Below are 21,258 nucleotides of genomic sequence, written 5' to 3'. Positions count from 1 at the left end.
CATGCGGCTCCGGTGATTGTCCACCATGCGCAGCTAGGTAACGATGCTACCTATCTCGGGGGCGGGCCGTTCCGACGAGCGACACCGAGTTCGGCCCCACCACGGCGCTGGCCAGGTCGACGCGGGCCAGTCCCCCGGGCACCAGGGCGTCCGCGATCGACAGGCGGAGTGCGGTCTGCGTGTACTGCCCGGTCGTCGCACGGCCGGCCGGTGTCGGGGCGGCCGCGAGGTCCCGCTGCACGTTCACCCGGAGCGAGAGCACCCCGGGCAGCCGCGCGAGGACCGTCCCGAGCGCGCGGACGACCGGGCCGCCGATCGTCGTCGTCAGCGTCGTGCCGAGCGTCCCGACGAGTGCGAACAACCGGGTCGTGAGCGTCCCCACCACCGCCTGGGTCAACGGGTTCACGAGCGACGTCGCGAGGCCGGTCACGACGCCGAGCAGGCCACCCAGGTCGAGTCCGAGCAGCGCGACCCCGACCGACAGCTTCGTCTGCCCCGCCATGAGCGCCGCGACCCCGGTGTCGACGCCGATCGACAGCGTGGCGATCTTCACGCGGATGCCGAGCACCAGGGGTGCGCTGAGGTCGGCGGCGAGCGCGATCCGGACGTGCAGGGACCCGAGCGCGGTCGTCAGGGCGGTCGTGATCTTCCCCGCCCAGGCGTCCACCACCTGCCCGAGCCGGTCGGCCAGCGCACCGAGGGTGACGGCGTCGAGCACCACCTCGTGGTTCGGCGGCAGGTCGTTGAGCCCGTGCGCGTCGTCGCCGAGCAGGTGCGCGAGGTCGACCCGGACGGATCCGGCCGACAGGTCGAGCGACAACGTTCCGCCGGCGTCCTGCACGGGTTCGGCGAGCAGCGGCGCGACCGCGCCCGCCAGGTCCGGCCCGGTGATCTCGACGGTGCCCCCGATGGTGCCGAGCCCGAGGCTGCCGGTGAGCCCGCCGAGCACCCCGAGCACGCCCTGGTTGATCGTCCGTGCGAGCGCCCCGTCCGTGCCACCGAGTGCGTCGACCGTGGCGTCGAGCTGCACCACGGTGTCGTTCACGGCCGTGACCAGCGCACCGACGAGCGGGCTGTCCACACGGAGGTCGAGGCTCGCGATGCCGTAGTCGCGCTCGAGCCCGGCGGGCCCGCTGTCGGCAGCGACCTGTTGCACCGCGGCCCGCAGGTTCGTCGCGAGCGTGCGCTGGACGACCCCGCCCCACACGTCGTCGCTGATCGCGTCGCACCCGGCCAGCTGCGCACTCGCACCGACGGCACCGACGTCGAGCCCCACGTCGGTGACGTCCGCGATGCCCGGCAGTGCGCGGCCGAGCGTGATCGACGCCGGGTCGGGCAGGTCCCCGGACGGGGTCGTCGGCGTGACGAGCACGCCACCGGAGTCCGCGACGAGCCCGGATGCCGCCACCGCGTCACCGGTGCCCGACGCCGTCGCGACCTGGTTCACCGCGCCCGCCGAACCGGCCGGCAGTCCGAGGCCGAGACCGGTGAGGTCGATGCCCGCCACGTCGCCGAGCAGCCCGACGTCGAGCGGGTTGCCGAACGCCTGCGTGAACGGGCGGCCGCCGGTGCCGAGCTCGGGCGCGGTGGCCGGCTCGACCGATGCCGGTGCGGCTCCGGTCTTCGCGACGTCGACCCCGCGCACCGTCGCGACGTCGTCGAGGTCGATGCCGGCGATGCTCCCGCCCAGGAACCGGCTCGAGGCCGTCGACGTGTAGTCCGCGTCGGTGCCGCAGTCGAACGACGACGTCCCCACGGCCCCGTGCGCCCACTCGCGGTCCGACCACGACGCGGTGCTCGGGACGGCGGTGGGCGTGAACAGGGCTGCTGCGACGACGATGCCGGTGACGACCGCGATCCGGCCACGGCGCAGGTGCAGCGGACGCCGGCTCACGACCGGCTCCCGGGGCGTCGGAATCGGAGGGCGACGCCGGCGAGCACGGCCGCGACCGCGACGAGCACCGGCCCCGCGAACCCGCCGCCCGTCATCGCGAGGACGACCGGACCGACGTCGTCGCCCCCGCCGTCGCCACTGCCGTCGCCGTCGCCGTGCGTCGGGCGTCCGGGCACGACGGGGTCCCCGCCGCGCGCGGTCACGCCGACGCCGACCTCGGCGGTCCGGGGCACCGTGGTCGCGGCGTCACCGAGGGACAACCGGACGAGCAGGTACGCCGAGCCGTCGCCGTCCGGGTCGGGCACACGGACCGACGGCGCGGTCGTCGCCCAGTCGACGAGGGGGACGGCGTCGACGAGGGCGGCGGTCTGTCCGCCGCACGTGGGGGCTCCGGACGGGTCCCCCCACGGTTGCTCGCAGGTCGCGACCGACACGAGCACGCCGTCGGTCCCGCCCGGCAGGCCGCCCCGCCCCGTGAGCTGCAGGTCGAGGGTGACCGGGCCGGGCTCGTCGACGCTCGTCCGCACCTGCCACGTGACGTCCGCGTCGTTCCCCGCCCCGGGCAGCACGAGGGGCTCCGGACCGGTGTGCAGTACCAGCCGGCCGGGCGTGCCGGTCTCGGCCACGGGCCTCCAGTCCGTCGCGGCGACCGCCACCGCCGTCGTGCCGATCCCGGTCGCACCGACGAGCACCGCAGCGACCGCCGCGGAGGTGGCGAGGACGCGGGTCACGAGTCCTCCCGCCGGGCCGGCCAGAACGCCCACGCGACGAGCACGCCGACGAGCGCGACCGCCAGCCCACGGGCCGGGGCACTCGTGACCACGACGAGCACCGAGCCCAGGCCGGGGGCGTGCGCCAGCACGAGTCCGGCGTGCCGGACGACGTACGGGTCGCGGTCGTCGGAGGCGTTGTCGTCGCCCCGCAGGATGAGAGACCGCGCGGCGGTGTCCCCCGGGACCCGGTCCACCGCGACCACCCGGTGGGTGACGGGCAGGGCCGACCCCGCGCGTGGGACCGTGACGACGTCCCCGTCGGTGATCTCGGCCGCGGGGACGCGGTGCGTGATGGCGAGCCCGCCCGCGGGGATCGTCGGGGCCATCGACCCGGTGGTGACGACGACGAACGACAGCCCGGTGAACGCCACGGCGGCCCAGGCGAGCAGGCACGTGAGCCCGATCGCGCCGGCGACCGTCAGGACGACGGTGCGGATGCGGTCGGCAGGACGACGGGGCGGCGCCGCGCCCTCGTCGGAGGACGTCGGCGCGGTGGAGCCGCGCACGGCCGCGCTCAGTCGGACTCGGCGGCGAACTGCCACGCGGGCGCGGCCGTCCGCCCCTGGAGCGCGTCGACCGACGTGCCGGCGGGCAGGGTCGGCGACGCGGGCAGCGAGACCTCGAAGCAGTACACCTGCGTCGAGCCGCCGGCCGCGGCGAGGGGCCGCGCGATCGTCGCGGCAGCCGTGCCGAGCGGCCCGGACGCGACGCTCGTCCACGGCACGTCGAACGCGGTGGCGTCGCACACTGCGGTGGTGTCCGTGATCGCGGCGACCCGGACCTGCAGGGCGTTCCACAGCACGTCGTCGGCGTCGGAGACCGTGACCCCGGACGCCGGGACCGCTGCCCGGAGCACCAGGTCGCCGGCGATCGAGTCGGCGGTGGTGCGGAGCGCGACGGGGGCGTAGGTCGCGGTGCCCGGCGACAGGGCGAGCGCGTCGACGGTGAACCGGAGCGCCTGCCCCGGGTTCGTCTCGTCCGAGGTGAAGCCCGCCGCGGCGAACGGCGCCGTGACGTTCTGCTCGACCTCGAACCCGGAGGTGCCGACGCCCGGCCCACCCGAGCCGTTGCCGCCGAACACCCACTCGGTGTCCGTCCACGACGCGAGCGTGTAGCCCGCGCCACCGATGACGAGGACCCCGCCGGCAGCGAGCGCGAACACCCGGTTGCGACGCCGGGAGCGGCGGGCGGTGTCGTCCGCGGCGCGACGGCCGCGGTTCCGGGCGCGCGGGGGCGCAGTGCTGTCAGCCATGACGTGTCTCCTGATCCGTGACGCCGATCGGTGGCGGCGACGGCCGGGGTGGTTGGTCCTGGCCGTCGCCGTCGGCGTCTGCTCCGATCCTGGCGGACTATCCCTCAGGAATCAATGGACGCGTCACCCCTTGACGGCACCGGAGGTGAGCCCCGACACGATCGAGCGGCGGAACACGAGCACCAGGATCACGATCGGCACCGTCGCCGCGACGCTCGCCGCGAAGATCTGCGCGAACGGCACCGTGAACTGCGTGCCGAACAGCGCGATGCCGACCGGGATCGTCCGGAACGAGTTCTCGCTGTTGAACGTCAGCGCCATCAGGAACTCGCTCCACGACGCCGTGAACGTGAAGACGCCGACCGTGAACAGGCCCGGCTTCGCCATCGGCAGGATCACGCTGAGCACGGTGCGCCAAGCTCCCGCCCCGTCGATCTCGGACGCTTCCTCGATCGTCGAGGGGATCCCGACGAGGTAGTTCCGCATGATCCAGATGGCGAACGGCAGGTTGAACGCGACGTACGGCACGATCAGGCCCGGGTACGAGTTGAGCAGCCCGAGGTTGCGCTCGAGCAGGTACAGCGGCGTGAGCACCGCGATCGCCGGGAACACCGACAGCATGAGCAGCGACGTCATGATCGCCGTGCGGCCCTTGATCCACCGGCCGGCGAGCGCGTAGCCGGCGAGGAACGCCAGCGCGAGCACGATCACCGTCGTCGACACCGACACGATGACGCTGTTCACCATGTACTGCCCGAGCGCGTTGTCGCGGAAGGCCACCACGAAGTTGTCGAGGGTGAACGACTGCGGGAACGCGGTGGGCGGCGACTGCCCGATCTCGGACGCCGGCTTGAGCGACGTCGACACCAGCCAGTACAGCGGCAGCGCCGTGAGCACCGCGATGACGACACCGCTGACGTTGACGGTGTTGACCCACTTGCGCCAGCCCTTGCGCACACGTTGACGGGGCATCAGGCATCCCCTCCCTTCGCCTGGTTCCGGAAGGCCCGGAGGAACAGCAGACACCCGGCCGCGACGATGATCGCGGTGGACGTCGCGATCGCCGCGCCCGGGCCGATGTTGATGTCCTGGAACAGGACCTTGTAGCCCATGATCGCGAGCGACTGGGTGGCGGTGCCCGGTCCGCCGTTCGTCAGCACGAACGGCAGGTCGAAGACGCCGAACGCCTGCAGGATGCGGAACAGCACCGCGATCGTCAGCGTCGGGGTGAGCTGCGGCAGCACCACGCGCCAGAACGTCTGCCAGGTACTCGCGCCGTCGAGCTCGGCGGCCTCGTAGTGGTCCTCGGAGATCTGCACGAGCCCGGCGAGCAGGATGATCGCCACGAACGGCGTCGTCTTCCAGATGTCAGAGACCATCAGGCCCGTGATCGCGGGCACCGGTTCGCCGAGGATCACCGGGGCGTCCCCGAACAGGCCGAAGAACCAGGTCGCGACGCCGTAGGTGCTGTCGTAGATGTACTTCCACAGCTGCGCGTTGACGATGGTGACGAGCGACCACGGGATGAGCATGAGCGCGAGCATCCAGCCGCGCGTGGCCCCGAGCCGCTCGAGCACGAGGGCGACGAGCATGCCGAGCACGAGTTCCACCGAGACGGTCACGACCGTGTACAGCACCGTGAAGCCGAGGGCTCGGTACCAGTCCGCGCTCTGCAGCAGGGCCGCGTAGTTGCCCAGCCCGAACGACTGGATCGTGAACCCCTCGTAGCCGACCTCGACGTCCGCGAAGCTCAGGACGATCGAGTAGACCACCGGGAAGATCGTCACCGCCGCGACGACCAGGAGCGCCGGGGCCGCGAAGCCCCACGCGCCCCGCGCGCGGATGCGGTCGAGACGCGACCGCCCGCTCAGGCGGGGCGGCGGGTCTTGGCGACCCGTGCCTCCCGGCCTGGTGCCCGACCGTGTGGCCGTGCCGGCGCTCACAGCGCCTCCCCCTGCAGGGCGAGCGCGATGGCCGAGGCCATCGTGCGCGTGCCGCCGTCGACGGACGCCTGTCCGCCGAGGATGCTGTTGCCGTTCTGGTACACGCCCTGCGAGACCTTCGGGTAGTACGCCGTCGACGTCGGACGGGGCACGAGCGTGATGCCGGCAGCGGTGTCGTACGTCGGGCGCTTCTGCTGCTTCGCGTCCTCGCTGACGAGCGACGCGCTGCGGGCAGGCAGGACGCCGCCCTCGCGGGTCAGGAACTGCTGCGCCGTCTCGCTCGACATCCAGCGTGCGAACGTCAGTGCCGCCGCGGGCTGCTGCGTGTGCGGGTTGATGTAGTTCCCCCACCCGCCGATGGTCGAGTGGTGCTCGTCCTGCCCGTCGAAGGTGGGACGGGCGGCGAGCCCGACCTTGCCCGCGACCTGGCTGTCCGGCCCGTTCGCGATGCCCCACGCGTACGACCAGTTGCGCAGGAACGCCGCCCGGCCGCCCGAGAAGGCGTCGTTCGTGTCCTGCTCCTGGTACGTCAGGGTGGCCCGGGGGCTCGCGCCGTCCGTGATCAGGGACCGCATGAACTCGAAGGCGCGCTTCGTCTCCGAGCTCGTCGTCTCGGGCTTCGTCAGGTCGTCGTTGAGCAGCGAGCCGCCGGCGTCCGCGACGAACTCGGTGACGTTGCAGGTGAGGCCCTCGTACACGTCGCCCTGGAACGCGAACCCGTAGCTGACGTCACCGGTGTCGACGAGCTTCGCGGCCGTCTCGCGCACTTCCTCCCACGACCCCGGCACCTGCAGGGAGTGCTTCGCGAGCAGGTCCTTCCGGTACAGGAAGAACGACTCGTCGATGTAGAGCGGGAACATGTAGTACGTCCCGTCGACGCTCGCCGCCTGCCGCAGGCCCTCGGGGAACTGGTCGAAGAAGTCCTCGCCCACGAGCTGGTTCACGGGGGTGGCGAGCTTGTTCTTCGCGAACTGCCCGGGCCACGCGACGTCGCCGAGGTAGACGTCCGGCGTGCTGCTGCCGGCAGCGATCTGCGTCGTCAGGCTCGTCCGGTTCGTGTCCGTGTCGCTCGGGGCGGACACGATCCGCACCCGGATGTTCGGGTGCTCCTTCTGGAACTCGGCGATGAGCCGGCGCCGCAGGTCACCGCCGTCCTTCGAGGCGACCTGCCCCGCCCACCAGCTGATCGTCGCCTCGCCCTCCGGCGGGTCGGTGGGCCAGTCCTGGACCAGCGTGCGCTCGGGGCGCGTGGAGCAACCCGCGAGGAGCAGCACCCCCGCTCCCCCGAGCAGGAACATCCTGCGGTCGATGGCCATCCGTCCTCCTCGACGTGTGGTGCTGCGAACCTGTGCGTCCACACAACCAACGGACCCTGAGCGCCCGGTGGGCGCGCGCGGCGGCGGCCGCACGGTGTCACTGGCGGCTCGGTCACTGTCGCGAAAGCGACACCCTGCCGCGGAACGTTCGCAGGGATCTGTCGCTTTCGCGGGTGGGGACGTGGGGCCGCGGGGCGGCGGCCTGGAGGCCCGTGGCGGGGACGACCCGCGCCTCCAGTCCGGCAGGTGGTCGCGAAAGCGACAGAACGCGCGCAGGTGCCCCCGTCAGTGCTGCGAAAGCGACAGTGTGCCGCGAACCGTTCGCGGAGATCTGTCGCTTTCGCGGGCGGGGTTGGCAGGTGGTCAGGCGGGGGCGGGGGCCGTGGACTCCGCCGTGCGGAGCGTGCACGGCAGCAGGAAGTGCGGCAGGTCGTCGGACGTGCCGTCGAGCTGCTCGATGAGGGCGTCGGCGGCCCGGATCCCGAGCTCCTGACCCGGCGCGACCATGGTCGACAGCCGCGGGTAGTGCTGGTCAGCGTTGGCCTCGGACGACGCGATGCTGAGCACGGAGACGTCCTCGGGGACCCGCCGCCCGGCGGTGTAGAGGCCGACGAGGACACCGGCGGACGAGTCGTCCTTCATCACGAGCAGCGCCGTGACGTCGGGGTCCGCCGCGAGCAGGTCGCTCGTGGCCTGCCGTCCGCCGTCGCTGCCCGGCCCGGCGGTGACGACCGTCCCGGCCAGCCCGCGCTCGGCGATCGCGCGCCGGAAGGTCGCCTCGACGCGCAGGTGCGGGGCGTAGCCGGCCATCGGGGTGCCCTCGAGGTCCTCGAGCACGAGTCCGAACCGGCGGTGCCCGAGCGTCTCGAGGTGGTCGAGGCTGTCCTCGATGGTCGTCTCGAAGTCGATGTCGACGAAGGGCAGACCGCTGCTGTCGCGGGTCCGGCCGATCAGGGTGAACGGAACGCCGAGGTCGGTGAGGACGGCGACGCGGGGGTCGTCCATCCGCACCTCCATCAGGATGACGCCGTCCACGAGCCCACCCGAGACGAGGTCGTCGAGGTCGTCTCCAGCGGGGTCCACCGGCCAGAGCACGAGGTGGTAGCCCCGCTCGGACGCCCGTTCCGCCGCACTCATGAAGAACTGCGAGGTCGTCGGGCTGAAGCGGTTGCCGGTGGTCGGGAACAGCAGCGCGATGATCCGGGTCCGCCGGCTCGCCAGGGCCCGGGCGACGACGTTGCCGCGGAACTTCAGCTCGCGCATCGCGGTCTTCACCCGCGCGGTCGTGCCGGGGGTCACGTACTTCGTCCCGTTCACCACGAAGGACACGGTGGCGATCGAGACCCCCGCCCGATCGGCGACCTGCTGCATCGTGGCCATGGCGCTGATCCTAGCGCGCGGGAAGTCAGAAAAGCGCTTTACAGGTGAAGCGCTTATCTGTTAGCTTCTCGCCCCAGGAGCACAGCGACGATGACGTCAGCGGCCTCGTCGATGCGTGCCTGCCCCAGCACCCGTCAAGAGAAGAGCTCTGCAATGAAGCAAAGATTCCCCTCCATGTCCCGCCGGACGCGCGCCCTCGTCGGCGCTGTCGCCGTCGTCGCCACGATCCCCCTGGTCCTGTCCGGCTGCTCCGGCTCCGGATCGGCCTCGTCGGGCGGCAGCAAGGCCCTGACGATCGAGGACTACTACGACGCGAACTACAACCCGGTCTACAAGACCTGCGCGAAGGAGGTCGGCGCGACGGTCACGATCAACCACGTCGCCGGCGCCGGTCTGATCGCGAAGGTGCTGCAGCAGGCATCGTCGAAGACGCTGCCCGACGTCCTCATGCTCGACAACCCCGACGTCCAGCAGATCGCCTCCTCCGGTGCCCTGTCCGACCTGTCCGACTACGGTCTCGACGCCGACGGCGACGTCCCCGGCGTGAAGGCGGCGAGCACCTACAAGGGCAAGCTCTACGGCCTGCAGTCGAACACGAACTCCATCGCGCTCTACTACAACAAGAAGCTCCTGGCGGACGCCGGCGTCCAGCCGCCCAAGACGTGGGACGAGCTCAAGGCCGCGGCGAAGAAGCTCACCAAGGGCTCGACCTACGGCTTCGCGATGAGCAACATCAACACGTACGAGGGCACCTGGCAGTTCCTGCCGTTCTTCTGGTCGAACGGCGGTGACGAGAAGGACATCGCCACCGCGGACGCCACCCAGGCGCTGCAGCTCGTCGAGGACCTGCAGGACGACGGCTCGATGTCGAAGAGCTCGATCAACTGGGCCCAGGCGGACGTCAACAACCAGTTCCTGGCCGGCAAGGCCGCGATGATGATCAACGGTCCCTGGCAGCTGCCGGCGCTCAACGAGAAGAAGAGCCTCGAGTTCGACAGCGTCCCGATCCCGACGCGCACCGGCGAGGCCACGGTCGCACCGCTCGGCGGCGAGGCGTTCACCGTCCCGCAGACCGGCGACAAGGACAAGATGCAGCTCGCCGGCAAGTTCGTCGGCTGCCTCCACTCGCAGAAGATGCAGAAGACCCTGTCCGAGGTGAGCGGCAACGTGCCGACCAACCTCGAGGCCGGCGCCGCCTGGGCGAAGGACCACCCGCAGGTCGCGTCCTTCGTCACCACGGTGCAGACCGCCCGCGCCCGCACCGGTGAGCTCGGACCCGACTGGCCCAAGGCCGCCACGAAGATCTACACCGCCGTCCAGCTCGCCCTCACCGGCAAGGCCAGCCCCGAGGCAGCGCTCAAGCAGGCGCAGTCGCAAGAGCAGTAGTCCACGGGGAGCCGGCCGACCGGTCGGCTCCCTCCGGCGTGCAGGAAAGGACCCCGGCGTGAGCGCCTCGACACAGACACGACCACGGACGATCCCGCCCGTGACGACACCCCGACCCGGGCAACGACGAGCCCGGTTCCGATCCGGCGTGACCCGATGGCTCTTCGTGGTGCCAGCGGCGGTCTTCGTGGCCGTCTTCTTCGGCTACCCCGTGGTGAAGAACATCATCATGTCCTTCCAGGACTACACGACGGCGACCTTCTTCACCGGCGAAGCCCCCTGGGTGGGACTCGGCAACTACATCTCCGTGTTCCAGAGCTCGGTCTTCACGACGAGCCTCGTGAACACCGCCCTGTTCACGGCCGGCTCGATCATCCTGCAGTTCGTCATCGGGCTGAGCCTCGCGCTGTTCTTCCGTCGGCACTTCCCGCTGTCGGGCTTCCTGCGGGGGCTCCTGCTCCTGCCGTGGCTGCTGCCGCTCATTGCCTCGAGCGCGGTGTGGAAGTGGCTGCTCGACCAGGACAGCGGGGCACTCAACCAGCTCCTTGGCCTGGTGGGCATCGCCCCGGTCCCGTGGCTGGTCAGCCCGAGCCTCGCGCTCATCGCCGTCATCGGCGTCAACGTGTGGCTCGGCATCCCGTTCAACACGACGATCCTCTACAGCGGCCTGCAGTCCGTGCCGCCGGAGCTCTACGAGGCCGGGTCGCTCGACGGCGCCACCGGGTTCAAGGCGTTCTGGTACATCACGTGGCCGAGCATCCGGTCGGTGGTCAGCGTCGTGGTCGTGCTCGGGGTCGTCTACACGTTGAAGGTCGTGGACATCATCCTCGGCCTGACCGGCGGCGGGCCGGCGAACTCGACCCAGACCCTCGCCACGAACGCGTACCACCAGTCGTTCATCAACTTCCAGTTCGGCATCGGAGCCGCGGTGAGCAACGTGCTCATCGTCGTCTCGTTCGTCTTCGCGATGGTCTACATCGCGATCTCCCGGAAGGCGGTCGACGAATGAGCGTCGGACTCGCGAACCAGACCGTCACCGCCACCCGCGCGATCACGACGAAGCGGACCACCCGGGCACCCCGCCCGCGCGGTTCCGCCAAGGGCATCCCGTTCACGATCCTCGGGTGCGTGTTCCTCGCGATCATGGTGTTCCCCGTCTACTGGATGGTGAACACCAGTCTGCAGGCGACGTCCGGGGCCGCCACGGCGACGTGGTTCCCCTTCTCCCCCACCTTCGCCGGGTACGAGGCCGCGTTCGCCCAGCAGGGACAGAACTTCCTGTCGAGCATGATCATCGGCCTCGGAACCGTCCTGCTGACGCTGGCCATCGCGACGCCGGCCGCCTACGGGCTGGCCCGGTTCCGGATGCGCGGCGGCCGGGTGTTCCTGCTCGTGCTGCTGATCACCCAGATGATCCCGGCGATCGTCATCGCGAACGCGCTGTACACGCTGTTCAACAACATCGGGCTGCTCAACAGCTACGTCGGGCTGATCCTGGCCGACAGCGCGGTCCAGGTGCCGTTCGCCATCCTGCTCATGCGGGCGTTCATGGAGTCGATCCCGCCGAGCCTGGTCGAGGCGGCACTGGTCGACGGCGCCAGCGACTTCCGGGCGTTCGTGTCGATCGTCGTGCCGATCAGCCGGAACGCCATCGTCACCGCGGCGCTCTTCACGTTCCTCGGCGCGTGGGGTGACTTCCTCATCGCACTGACCCTGACGTCGACGACCGCAGTGCGACCGATCACGCTCGGCATCTACAACTACATCGGCTCGAACGTCACCGACTGGGGACCCGTCATGGCGACCTCGGTGCTGGCGTCCCTGCCCGCTGCCGTCCTGCTGATCTTCGCGCAGAAGTACATCTCCGCTGGTGCCCTCGGCGGTGCCGTCAAGTGACGGCCCCGGACCGACGCCACCACGCAACCCAGCCAGAAAGGCACACCATGACCACCACCCCGCTGCGCATCACCGTCTGGGGCGAGAACGTCCACGAGCAGGTCGAGCAGCACGTCGCCGAGCGGTACCCCGACGGCATGCACGGCGCGATCGCCGACGGCATCCGCGAGAACCTGCCCGACGCCGTCGTCCGGACCGCCACCATGCAGGAACCCGAGCACGGCCTGACCGACGAGGTCCTGGCCGCGACGGACGTCCTGACGTGGTGGGGGCACGCCGCGCACCAGGACGTCGACGACGCCGTGGTCGACCGGGTGCACAAGCACGTCCTGTCCGGCATGGGCCTGGTCGTCCTGCACTCCGGCCACTGGTCGAAGATCTTCGGCAAGCTGATGGGCACCACGTGCACCCTGCGCTGGCGGAGCGAGCACGACCAGGAACTCGTCTGGACCGTCAACCCGCAGCACCCGATCACGCGCGGCGTCCCGAACCCGATCGTCATCCCCGAGCAGGAGATGTACGGCGAGTACTTCGACGTGCCGACCCCCGACGAGCTCGTGTTCATCTCGGGCTTCACCGGCGGCGAGGTGTTCCGGAGCGGCATGACGTACCGCCGCGGTCTGGGGAAGATCTTCTACTTCTCGCCCGGCGACCAGGACTTCCCCGTGTACCACCACAAGGACGTCCGCCGCGTGATCGCGAACGCCACCGAGTGGGCCCGGCCGGAGCGCGAGCGCGAGATCCCGACGCTCCGCCGCTACGACCTGGGCGAGTACTTCGAGGGCCAGCACTACCGCGGCCCGTTCGACGACGCGCCCGTCGACGACGCTCCGGTCGACGACGCCCCCGTCGACGACCACGCCGGGGCGCAGGCGTGACCGCGCTCCGCGTCCTGCAGGTCGGTGCCGGGGGCATGGGTCGGGCCTGGCTCGGCACCGTCGCCGCCGACCCCGACGTCGAGCTGGTCGGCATCGTCGACCTCGACCTCGACGCCGCCCGGGCCGGTGCCGAACACGCCGGCGACCCGAGCATCCCCGTCGGCACCGACCTGACCGTGCTCGCCGCCGAGACCGGTGCACAGGCGGTGCTCGACATCACCGTCCCGGTCGCGCACCACCCCGTCACGCTGCAGGCCCTGCACGCCGGACTCCCCGTGCTCGGCGAGAAGCCGGCAGCGCAGACCGTCGCCGAGGCACTGTCGCTCGCCGCGGCCGCCGAGGCCACCGGCAAGCTGTTCATGGTGTCGCAGTCGCGGCGCTACAACGACCAGCTCGTCGCGTTCCGCCAGCACGTGCGCGGCCTGGGCGCGATCGGCGGCCTGGGCACCCGGTTCGCCAAGGCCCCGCACTTCGGCGGCTTCCGCGAGCAGATGGACGACGTCCTGCTGCTCGACATGGCGATCCACGCGTTCGACTCCGCCCGTTACGTGCTCGAACGGGACCCGGTGTCGGTGTACTGCGAGTCGTGGAACCCGTCGTGGTCCTGGTACCGCGGCGACGCGGCGGCGGCAGCGGTCTTCGCCTTCGAGGACGACATCCGGTACGTGTACGACGGCTCGTGGTGCGCACCGGGGGCCGAGACCTCGTGGAACGGCGACTGGCGGGCCTCGGGCGCGGCTGGCACGGCGCTGTGGGACGGCGACCACGACCCGTCCAGCGACCTCGACGGCACAGCCGGTGCGCCGTCGCCCGCCGCCAGCGTCGGGCACGAGATCGCCGGGGCATTGACGTCCTTCGTGCACGCCGTGCGTTCCGGCGAGACCCCGGATGGTGAGGTGCACGGCAACGTCATGAGCCTCGCGATGGTCGAGGCGGCGATCGCCTCGACCCGCACCGGGCAGCGCATCGTCATCGACGAGGTGCTCGAGCGCGCACACGTCGAGGCACTCGCCGCCGAGCGGCACGACGCGGTCCGCGACCGCCTGGCCGCCTGGGGCCCCGTGCGCGAGGCGCTGAGCACCCCCGTCCCCACGCCGTAGGCGCCCCGGCACGCGCGCGCGTGTTCCCCCGAGGTTCCGAGATCTCGGCATGTCGGCGGCCGTCAGGCTCCCGATCGGAACCTCGGCGGACGTGAGAGGCGAGTCGCGGGACCGCGACCGCTCCTGTCGGGCGCGGCGCGTGCGGTGGACGCGACCGAGGACGGACGGGAGGCCCGTGGCGACGCCGCCACGGGCCTCCCGTCCGTCCCGCGGTCACGTCAACGCGGGATGACCGAGAACAGGAACCTCTTGCGGACCATGTACCAGGCCAGCAGGATCAACGCCGAGTGCACCACGAAGCCGATCCAGAAGTCGCCCCACGGCACGCCGGGGATCGACGCGATCGCCAGCGCGAAGAACACCTGCCACACGAAGACGTAGAGGCTCGCCTGCCCGATCGGGATCCAGAGCCAGCCGATCGCCGTCGAGATCGGCTTCCAGAACACCGTCAGGATCGCGTACGAGACGATCGCGAAGAACGCGATGTCGACCAGTCGGCCCCACTGCAGGTCCACCCGCTGGTACGCCGTGTTGTACAGGTCCTCGTACATCGACGCCGGGAACGGGACCGGTGTGAACCCGGCGTGGTTCGCCGCCCAGACGTACACCAGGAACGCCGCGTAGCAGCCGACACCGATGCCGACCAGGACCTTGCCGAGCCGCCCGGTGAGCGCGCCGATGATCTGCCGACGGTAGTACCCGAGCACGAGTCCGTGGGTGAACACGACCTGCCAGGTGAGCAGGGGGAAGACCGCCTCGAACTGCGAGTTCAGCGGGCGGAACTCGGGATTGAGGGCCTGGAACACGTACAGCGCCCAGCTCACGACGAGCACCACCCACCAGAAACCGCGGCGGATCAGCCAGAGCAGCGGTGGGATGAACAGGCTCAGCACCACGAACAGGCCCATGATGTTGAACGGCCACGGGCCCATCTCGAGCAGCAGGAACTGTCGGATGGCGTACCACGGCGGCGGGTAGCCGAGCAGCTGCATCGCGTTCGGGTACAGGTCGTACACCCGACCCTCGGCGCCGACGCCCCCGGTGCCGGTCCCCCGGTCGGTGAACGTCGTGATCGCGTCGGTGTTCAGGAACGGGACGAAGCTCAGCGCGAAGACGACCGCGATCACCACGAGCGTGACGAGGTACTGCTTGCGGGCACGCTTCCACGCCCCGATCGCGGCCGCCCACTCGCCGAACTTCTTGATGGCGAACGGGTAGGTCATGCCGAGGACCATGCCGGACAGGAACACGAACATCTCGGCACCGGTGATCGCACCGACCGCGTGCAGCGTGAGGTACGAGTACGGCCCGCCGATCTCGATGTGGGTGATCACCACCGCCAGGATGATGAACCCGCGGAACAGGTCGAGACGCAGGTCACGCCCGGGTTTGCCGTCGTCGGGGTAGCGCCAGCTCGGCAGCAACCGTCCGAACAGCCCGCTCAGCAGGAACACCACCGCCAGGCCCACGGCGACCCAGACGATCCACGCCATCTGGTCGCCGCCGGTGTCGTACTGCTGGTCGGTCGCGGCGTTGCCCTGCTGCGTGGTGATGCGGTCGGTGACGGGCCCGAAGGCGAAGTGGTCGCCGCGCTCGAGGTCGGTGCGGAACGACCCGGCGATCCCGGGCACCGCTGTGTCGCGCCAGTCGGCGACACGGTTCCCGGCCTCAGGCTCGCGGCGGTTCGTCTCGAGGAAGGTCACGCCCCGGATCAACGGGCGGTCCTGGACCGAGGCGATCACCTGCCGCCACCAGCCCTGCTTGACCGGGAGCTCCGCGTCGCCCCGGCGGGTGTGGTCGTACAGCGCGCCGGTGTCGAGCAGCATCGACCGGTCACCGGCGACGGCGAACCGGTCGTAGAAGCTGTCCGCCTGCTGCTGCTCGTAGCCCCACGTCTCGTCGAACCGGGACTCGACCTCGCCACGCTCCGGCACGTCGTTGCGGGTGAGGGGGACGTCACGACCGGCGGCTTCGGTCGACTTGCCCTTGCCGAAGTAGTACATCGACAAGCCGACCCAGTCCACCGAGGCGTCGCCCGGCCAGTACGGCTCGTAGGGGTCGTCGGCCGCGGTCAGCTCGCCGTCGCCGTTGGTGTCGAGCTTCGCGACGTCGGTCGCGGAGAGGTCCGCCAGGCGTCCCGCAGACTCACCGAACGGGTACCCCGCACCGTACGACGGCGACCACACCATGCGCGCGTCGGAGTCGCCGCCGTGCACCGCGGTCGCGAGCGTCCGGAACGCCTGCACGAACTGGGTCGGCTGCTGCCCCCAGCGCACCCACGTGCCGTTCATCTGCGGCGCGAACCGCACGAGCACCTGGGTGTCGTACTGGTCGTGGATCTCCTGGAACGCGGTGTTCGCGGCGCGGGCGTCGGCGGCGTCGAGTGACCGGAGCGACTGCCCGGGCTCGAGGCTCACGACGAGGACCGCGCCCTGCGTCGCCGCGGCACGCGTCGCGCGGAGGAGCTCCCGCCGGGCCGAGCGGTCGAGCGGGTAGTCGATCTCCACCCCGTACATCGACGGCGTCGCACCGAGCCGTCCCTCGTACCCCGCCGGGGAGTCGTCGCCCCAGTCGAGGTCCGGGCCGAACCAGGTCGTCCCGCTCGCCGGCTCCGTGGCCGAGGCCGTGTGCACCGTCGCCGCGGCCGTGTGTTCCGTCACCGCGGACGCCGGCAGCGCACCGCCGAGCAGGAGCGTCGCGATCGTGACGAGGACGGCGACCACGCGGGCCGCCAGCAGCCTCACCGGTCGCACACCAGCGTCCAGACGTTGTGCCCGTGCTCGTGCCGGTGCTCCAGCCGGTCGAGGGCGGCGATCGCGAGCGCCAGACCGCGTCCGCTCTCCTGCTCGACGTCGGCCATCGTGACGGCGCTCAGGTCGATGTCCACGGGCAGACCGTTGTCGGTGAGCTCCGCGGTGAGCGCTCGGTCGGTCGACTCGAGCCGCACGGTGTAGCGCCGACCGGTCTCCTGGTCGGAACGGATCGTGTGCTCCACGATGTTCGCCGCGACCTCGGCCAGCGCGGTCTCCAGCGCGAAGCGGAGCCGGGCGTCGTCGATGCCGAGGCCGTCCCACCAGACGCCGAAGCGGTCCTGGACCTCGTCGAGCGACACGGGCGTCGCGGCGACGTCGAAGGTGGTCTCGGCGTTCACAGTGGTCCTCCGGCGGTGCTCGACTCGTGCTCTGACTGGACTCCCGTGCCCGGGCCGCGGTAGAGCACGGCCCGGGTCACGATGCTGAAGATGAACAGGTCGAAGACGACCCATGCGGTGTTGACGAGCGGCGCGATGCCCGACGCCTGCCCGGTCAGGTAGCGGATGCCGATCAGGATCAGTGCCGCGACCAGCGCCCCCATCGCGATGAGCTGCGGCTTGACGAGGTCCCACCGGGGCTTCTGCTCGGTCTCGTCGCGCACCTTCGGCGTGACCCGGAACCCGAGCGGCTTGCCGCGGAACACGTTCTCGAACGCGCTCGTCACCGCCTCGATCCACACCGGGAACAGCGCGAGCGAGTACTGCTGCCCGCGCCACGTCGGTCTGCCGGCGGCCACCACCCAGAACAGCAGCTGGTTGAGCACGAGGAACGGGATCAGCCGGGCGAAGAAGTCGACGCTGTAGGCCTGCACCGGGACGACGCCGAACGACAGGCAGAGCACCGGGGCCGCGATGTAGACGATCGCGGCGAACCCGGACAGGTAGCTCCACATCGTCGAGAAGTACATCAGGCGCTGCCCCCAGGACAGGCCCTTCTGCACCAGCGGGTTCTCGCGGAAGAACACCTGCATGGTGCCCTGCGCCCAACGGAGCCGCTGCACGAGCATGGTCGGCATGTCCTCCGGCGCCAGGCCCTTCGCCAGGATCTCGTCGTGGTACGCCGACTTCCAGCCGAGCCCGTGCAGCCGCATGGCGGTCGCCATGTCCTCGGTCACCGAGATCGTCGCCAGCGGCATGATCGGCTGCGCCTCGTCGTCGCGGTTGACGTCGAGTGCCCGTGCGAGGACCGCGATCGACTCGATGGCCGCCACGGGCGATGCGTCCCGCCGCCCGAGCACGTCGAGCGCGGCGTCGTCGAGCCCGGCGAAGGTGTTCGCGTCGGTCGACATCGCGGCGAGTTCCTGCAGGTCGTTCCGCACCGACTCGAGGTCGGCGGCGGCGAACCGGAAGGCGATCGTGTCGATCCCCCGCTGGAACGCGTAGGTGACGTCGCCGAGCGGTTCGCCGGACCGGACCTGGTCGCGAGCGCGGTCGACGACGGCTTCGGCCTCGTCCAGGGCGCCGAGCACCCGCGGGTCCGTCTCGGTCTCACGCGCACGGGCCAGCAGCTTCCGCGACGTCGTGATCGTGCGCTGCACCGAGGCCTCGACCTCGACCACGTAGCGGGAGATGCCGAGCTGCATCAGTGCCTCGCGCCGCAGGATCGCGTTCGACCCGCAGAAGAAGGCGGCGTTCCAGCCGTCCTTCGACTGCTGGATCGGCCCGTAGAACAGCGGCGCCTGACTGCCGAGCAGGTCCGCCTCGGGGACGTTCTCGAACCACTGCGGCGTCTGCACGAGCGCCATCCGCGGGTCCTTGAAGTAGCCGAGCGTGCGGTCGAGGATGCCGGGCTCTGGTACCTGGTCGGCGTCGAGGATGAGCAGGAACTCTCCCTGGGTCGCGAGCAGGGCGTTGTTGAGGTTGCCGGCCTTGGCGTGCCGGGGACGATCGATCCAGTCGGCACCGCGGGTGATGACACCGACGCCGAGCGAGTCGGCGGCCGCACGCATCTCGGGGCGGTTGCCGTCGTCGAGGATCCACGTCGTGTGCGGGTGTGATCGCCTGCGCCGCACGGGCCGTGCGCACGACCATCTCGACGGGTTCGTTGTAGGTGGTGATGAAGACGTCGACCGTGACGTCGGAGGACGGCTTCGTCGGGGGCTCACCGCGCTCGCGCAACCGCCATGCCCCGAACGCGAACAGGAGCGAGTCGATCACGCTGTAGGTCTCGGCCAGGATGAGCGGCACGGCGATCCACCAGGAGTGCCAGTTCACCGAGGCGGCCCAGCGCCAGACGACGTAGTTCACACCGGCGATCGACGCCAGGAGCGCGACCGTGCGCACCGTGACGAGTCGTCGGCGGGCCGTGCCGGTGGTCAGCCGGCGGCGGTCCTGGCGGCTGACGTCGAGCGCCGTCACCGGGTCGCTCCGTCTGCGGGGTCGCCGGCCGAGCTGCGTCGCAAGGGTGCCTCCTGATCCGCGCGGACCCCGGCCGCAGCGCACGCCCGGGTGTGGTGCCGTCCGGTCGCTGCCCAGGGGACACCGTGCCGGCCGTCCGCTCCGGTCGTCGGGCACGACCTCGGCGTAGGGACCTGTCTACCGCAGTGACCGGAACTCTGTCAGGCCCCGAGTGCGAGTCGTGGACAACGGCCCGGGGCGACCGCACGACCGGGTCAGAACGCGGCGGCGAACCCGAGGTCGTGGGCGAGCCGCGCGACCACCTGGTCGAAGTAGGCGGCGCCGTCGGACACGGAGCCGACGAAGTGGCCGAAGAGCTCGAACGAGATCGTCCCGAACACCGTCGACCAGGCCATCAGGGTGCGGACCAGGACCTCGTCGGGCAGTGCGATGCCGAACGACCGCAGGGTGGTCACTGCGTCTGCGACGGCGGGACCGGCCACCCCGGGAGCCGCCGTGGGCGCGGCGGGTGATCCGGGCCTCCCGTCCGCTCCCGACGCCGACGTGACGTCCCCGCCGGGCGCGACCGCGTCGGCCACCACCCGCACCAGCGCGAGCGTCGTCCGCGCGGCGGGCACGACCGTCTCGCGCGGTGCGGCGTAGCCCGGCACGGGCGATCCGAACAGCAGCGCGAAGTCGCCCGGGTGCGCGACGGACCACGATCGGATCGCGCGGCACGCGGCGACCCAGCGCGCACCCGGTTCCGGGCCGGCCGCAGCGTCAGCAGCCTCGACCGCTGCGCCGAGTTCGTCGTAGTCGACGATGAGCAGCGCGGTGAGCAGGTCGTCGCGACTCGGGAAGTACCGGTACACCGCGGACGACACCATGCCGACGTCGCGGGCGACGGCTCGGAGGCTGAGCGCTGCGGGCCCCTCGTCGGTGAGGCGGGTGCGCGCGGCGGCCAGGATGTCCGCCCGGATCGTCTGCCGGGCGAGCTCGCGTGCTGTCGGTGCCATCTGGTCACCATGCCACAAGAGAGCACTGCACACAAATGAGAGCAGTGCTCTTGCTCTTTCGTCGCCGGACGCGCATCCTGGTTGCGAGAGCACCGCTCTCACAACCAGAACGGAAGCAGGGACCATGTCGCACCACCACCTCGTCATCGGCGCCGGCCCGGTGGGCCGCCACGTCGCCGCGCTGCTCGCCGAGCGCGGCGAGCACGTCACCGTCGCCACCCGCTCGGGTCGGGACACCGGCCTGTCAGGGGTCGATCACCTCGCGCTCGACGCCTCCGACGCCGAGGCCCTCACCCGGGCAGCCGACGGCGCCGCCGTGCTGTACAACTGCGCGAACCCCGGCGACTACACCCAGTGGGAGCGCACCTGGCCACCGCTCGCGGCGTCGATGCTGACCGCTGCCGAGCGGACCGGAGCCGTCTACGCCATCACTGGGAACCTGTACCCGTACGGCCCGGTCGACGGCCCGATGCGCCCCGACACACCGGACGCGGCGACCGACCACAAGGGGATCCTCCGCGCACGGCTGTGGGCCGATGCCCTGGCCGCGCACCGTGCCGGACGCATCCGCACGGTCGAGGTCCGCGCTTCGGACTACGTCGGGCCGGGCATCGGGGCGAACGGACACGTCACGCGGGTGCTGCCGGCCGCACTGCAGGGGAAGGCCGTGACGATGATCGGCAGGACCGACCTGCCGCACACCTTCACCGACGTGCTCGACGTCGCCAGGACCCTGGTGGCGGCAGCCTCGGACGAGCGCACGCACGGCCGCACGTGGATGGTGCCGAGCAACGCTCCTCGCACCCAGCGGCAGGCACTGACCGAGGTGCTGGCAGCGGCGGGCAAGGCACCCGTGGGCGTCCACCGGATGCCCGCGGGGGTGATCCGTGCGCTCGGGCTCGTGTCGCCGATGATGCGGGAGCTCGCCGAGATGAGCTACCAGTGGACCGCACCGTACGTGGTCGACGATGCCGAGAGCCGCGCGGTGTTCGGCATCGAGCCGACCCCGTGGGATGAGGTGTGTCGCCGGACCGTGGCGGGGGTGGCGTGAGGCGGGCTGGGTGGCGGGCTGCGCCGCCGCCGAGGTTCCACAACATGCCGCCGGTGTGCCGCCGAGGTTCCACGGAGTGACCGAGAGAGCGCCGACACTCCAAGATTTCGGAACCTCGGGCCCCGCCGCGCGGGGGGGGGGGGGGGGGGGGGGGGGGGGGGGGGGGGGGGGGGGGGGGGGGGGGGGGGGGGGGGGGGGGGGGGGGGGGGGGGGGGGGGGGGGGG

At 71.2% G+C, this 21,258-nt stretch carries 17 protein-coding genes and 1 pseudogene; 6 read left to right on the top strand and 12 right to left on the bottom strand.

What is annotated here, in order from left to right; translation table 11 throughout:
• Nucleotides 1-46: 46 nt before the first annotated feature.
• From EDF48_RS03295 to EDF48_RS03260, 8 genes are all read right to left on the bottom strand, one after another.
• Nucleotides 47-1,894: a choice-of-anchor G family protein gene (locus tag EDF48_RS03295; RefSeq protein WP_131878136.1), complete on the bottom strand. Its 1,848-nt coding sequence runs from the start codon at nt 1,892-1,894 to the stop codon at nt 47-49.
• Nucleotides 1,891-2,625 (bottom strand): hypothetical protein, encoded by a 735-nt coding sequence (locus tag EDF48_RS03290; protein ID WP_131878134.1) that lies wholly within the window; start codon nt 2,623-2,625, stop codon nt 1,891-1,893. Before EDF48_RS03290 ends, EDF48_RS03295 begins: the two co-directional genes overlap by 4 nt.
• Nucleotides 2,622-3,173 (bottom strand): signal peptidase I, encoded by a 552-nt coding sequence (locus EDF48_RS03285; protein ID WP_165932308.1) that lies wholly within the window; start codon nt 3,171-3,173, stop codon nt 2,622-2,624. Before EDF48_RS03285 ends, EDF48_RS03290 begins: the two co-directional genes overlap by 4 nt.
• An 8-nt stretch (nt 3,174-3,181) precedes the next feature.
• Entirely contained in the window at nt 3,182-3,919 is a 738-nt protein-coding gene (locus tag EDF48_RS03280) for an acyl-CoA dehydrogenase (protein ID WP_243698022.1), read from the bottom strand.
• A 123-nt stretch (nt 3,920-4,042) separates the two neighbouring features.
• Nucleotides 4,043-4,891 (bottom strand): carbohydrate ABC transporter permease, encoded by an 849-nt coding sequence (locus EDF48_RS03275; RefSeq protein ID WP_228504701.1) that lies wholly within the window; start codon nt 4,889-4,891, stop codon nt 4,043-4,045.
• Nucleotides 4,891-5,862 carry a sugar ABC transporter permease gene (locus tag EDF48_RS03270; RefSeq protein WP_185094279.1) on the bottom strand — a complete coding sequence of 324 codons (972 nt, stop codon included), beginning with the start codon at nt 5,860-5,862 and terminating at the stop codon, nt 4,891-4,893. The genes EDF48_RS03275 and EDF48_RS03270 overlap by 1 nt, the downstream gene beginning before the upstream one ends.
• A complete protein-coding gene (locus EDF48_RS03265) occupies nt 5,859-7,178 on the bottom strand; it encodes an ABC transporter substrate-binding protein (protein WP_131878130.1) in 1,320 nt (439 codons plus the stop codon). Before EDF48_RS03265 ends, EDF48_RS03270 begins: the two co-directional genes overlap by 4 nt.
• 363 nt (nt 7,179-7,541) lie before the next feature.
• Nucleotides 7,542-8,558: a LacI family DNA-binding transcriptional regulator gene (locus EDF48_RS03260; RefSeq protein WP_173170643.1), complete on the bottom strand. Its 1,017-nt coding sequence runs from the start codon at nt 8,556-8,558 to the stop codon at nt 7,542-7,544.
• Nucleotides 8,559-8,732: 174 nt separating this feature from the next.
• Here EDF48_RS03260 and EDF48_RS03255 point away from each other — a divergent pair, with 174 nt between their 5' ends.
• The 5 genes from EDF48_RS03255 (at nt 8,733) to EDF48_RS03235 (ending at nt 13,818) form a co-directional block, all read left to right on the top strand.
• Nucleotides 8,733-9,944, top strand: coding sequence for a sugar ABC transporter substrate-binding protein (locus tag EDF48_RS03255; protein ID WP_123294666.1), 1,212 nt, complete (start codon nt 8,733-8,735; stop codon nt 9,942-9,944).
• A 148-nt stretch (nt 9,945-10,092) separates the two neighbouring features.
• The gene (locus EDF48_RS03250) at nt 10,093-10,953 is read left to right on the top strand and encodes a sugar ABC transporter permease (protein ID WP_111084886.1); all 861 of its coding nucleotides are present in this window, start codon (nt 10,093-10,095) and stop codon (nt 10,951-10,953) included.
• The gene (locus tag EDF48_RS03245; protein ID WP_111084887.1) at nt 10,950-11,840 is read left to right on the top strand and encodes a carbohydrate ABC transporter permease; all 891 of its coding nucleotides are present in this window, start codon (nt 10,950-10,952) and stop codon (nt 11,838-11,840) included. The genes EDF48_RS03250 and EDF48_RS03245 overlap by 4 nt, the downstream gene beginning before the upstream one ends.
• A gap of 47 nt (nt 11,841-11,887) precedes the next feature.
• Nucleotides 11,888-12,718, top strand: coding sequence for a ThuA domain-containing protein (locus EDF48_RS03240; protein ID WP_131878128.1), 831 nt, complete (start codon nt 11,888-11,890; stop codon nt 12,716-12,718).
• Complete coding sequence (locus EDF48_RS03235; RefSeq protein ID WP_279432376.1) at nt 12,715-13,818, top strand: Gfo/Idh/MocA family oxidoreductase; 1,104 nt, start codon at nt 12,715-12,717, stop codon at nt 13,816-13,818. Before EDF48_RS03240 ends, EDF48_RS03235 begins: the two co-directional genes overlap by 4 nt.
• A gap of 218 nt (nt 13,819-14,036) precedes the next feature.
• Here EDF48_RS03235 and opgC read toward each other — a convergent pair whose 3' ends face one another.
• The 4 genes and pseudogenes from opgC to EDF48_RS03215 all read right to left on the bottom strand — a co-directional run bounded on the left by opgC (nt 14,037) and on the right by EDF48_RS03215 (nt 19,983).
• Nucleotides 14,037-16,562 (bottom strand): OpgC domain-containing protein, encoded by a 2,526-nt coding sequence (opgC, locus tag EDF48_RS03230; protein WP_131878126.1) that lies wholly within the window; start codon nt 16,560-16,562, stop codon nt 14,037-14,039.
• Nucleotides 16,559-16,969, bottom strand: a complete 411-nt coding sequence (locus EDF48_RS03225) for an ATP-binding protein (RefSeq protein ID WP_165901162.1) — start codon at nt 16,967-16,969, stop codon at nt 16,559-16,561. The genes opgC and EDF48_RS03225 overlap by 4 nt, the downstream gene beginning before the upstream one ends.
• Nucleotides 16,966-18,949, bottom strand: a pseudogene (locus EDF48_RS03220) (glycosyltransferase). The gene EDF48_RS03225 and the pseudogene EDF48_RS03220 overlap by 4 nt, the downstream one beginning before the upstream one ends.
• 293 nt (nt 18,950-19,242) lie before the next feature.
• Nucleotides 19,243-19,983, bottom strand: a complete 741-nt coding sequence (locus EDF48_RS03215) for a TetR/AcrR family transcriptional regulator (protein ID WP_131878122.1) — start codon at nt 19,981-19,983, stop codon at nt 19,243-19,245.
• Between the two features lie 124 nt (nt 19,984-20,107).
• Between EDF48_RS03215 and EDF48_RS03210 the strand changes: the two genes are divergently transcribed.
• Complete coding sequence (locus EDF48_RS03210) at nt 20,108-21,034, top strand: NAD-dependent epimerase/dehydratase family protein (protein ID WP_131878120.1); 927 nt, start codon at nt 20,108-20,110, stop codon at nt 21,032-21,034.
• Nucleotides 21,035-21,258: the final 224 nt, after the last annotated feature.

This window comes from Curtobacterium sp. PhB191 (assembly GCF_004346515.1).
Classification (GTDB): Bacteria; Actinomycetota; Actinomycetes; order Actinomycetales; family Microbacteriaceae; genus Curtobacterium.
The sequence above is the reverse complement of the archived record's forward strand: the minus strand, read 5'-3'. Positions and strand labels throughout refer to the sequence as shown.

What these genes read in the sequence shown, in the direction of transcription:
- EDF48_RS03280 (WP_243698022.1), bottom strand. Translation starts at nt 3,919, where the DNA reads ATGGCTGACAGCACTGCGCCCCCGCGCGCCCGGAACCGCGGCCGTCGC.
- EDF48_RS03265 (WP_131878130.1), bottom strand. Translation starts at nt 7,178, where the DNA reads ATGGCCATCGACCGCAGGATGTTCCTGCTCGGGGGAGCGGGGGTGCTG.
- EDF48_RS03245 (WP_111084887.1), top strand. Translation starts at nt 10,950, where the DNA reads ATGAGCGTCGGACTCGCGAACCAGACCGTCACCGCCACCCGCGCGATC.
- EDF48_RS03215 (WP_131878122.1), bottom strand. Translation starts at nt 19,983, where the DNA reads ATGGCACCGACAGCACGCGAGCTCGCCCGGCAGACGATCCGGGCGGAC.
- EDF48_RS03260 (WP_173170643.1), bottom strand. Translation starts at nt 8,558, where the DNA reads ATGGCCACGATGCAGCAGGTCGCCGATCGGGCGGGGGTCTCGATCGCC.
- EDF48_RS03210 (WP_131878120.1), top strand. Translation starts at nt 20,108, where the DNA reads ATGTCGCACCACCACCTCGTCATCGGCGCCGGCCCGGTGGGCCGCCAC.
- EDF48_RS03255 (WP_123294666.1), top strand. Translation starts at nt 8,733, where the DNA reads ATGTCCCGCCGGACGCGCGCCCTCGTCGGCGCTGTCGCCGTCGTCGCC.
- EDF48_RS03275 (WP_228504701.1), bottom strand. Translation starts at nt 4,891, where the DNA reads ATGCCCCGTCAACGTGTGCGCAAGGGCTGGCGCAAGTGGGTCAACACC.
- EDF48_RS03240 (WP_131878128.1), top strand. Translation starts at nt 11,888, where the DNA reads ATGACCACCACCCCGCTGCGCATCACCGTCTGGGGCGAGAACGTCCAC.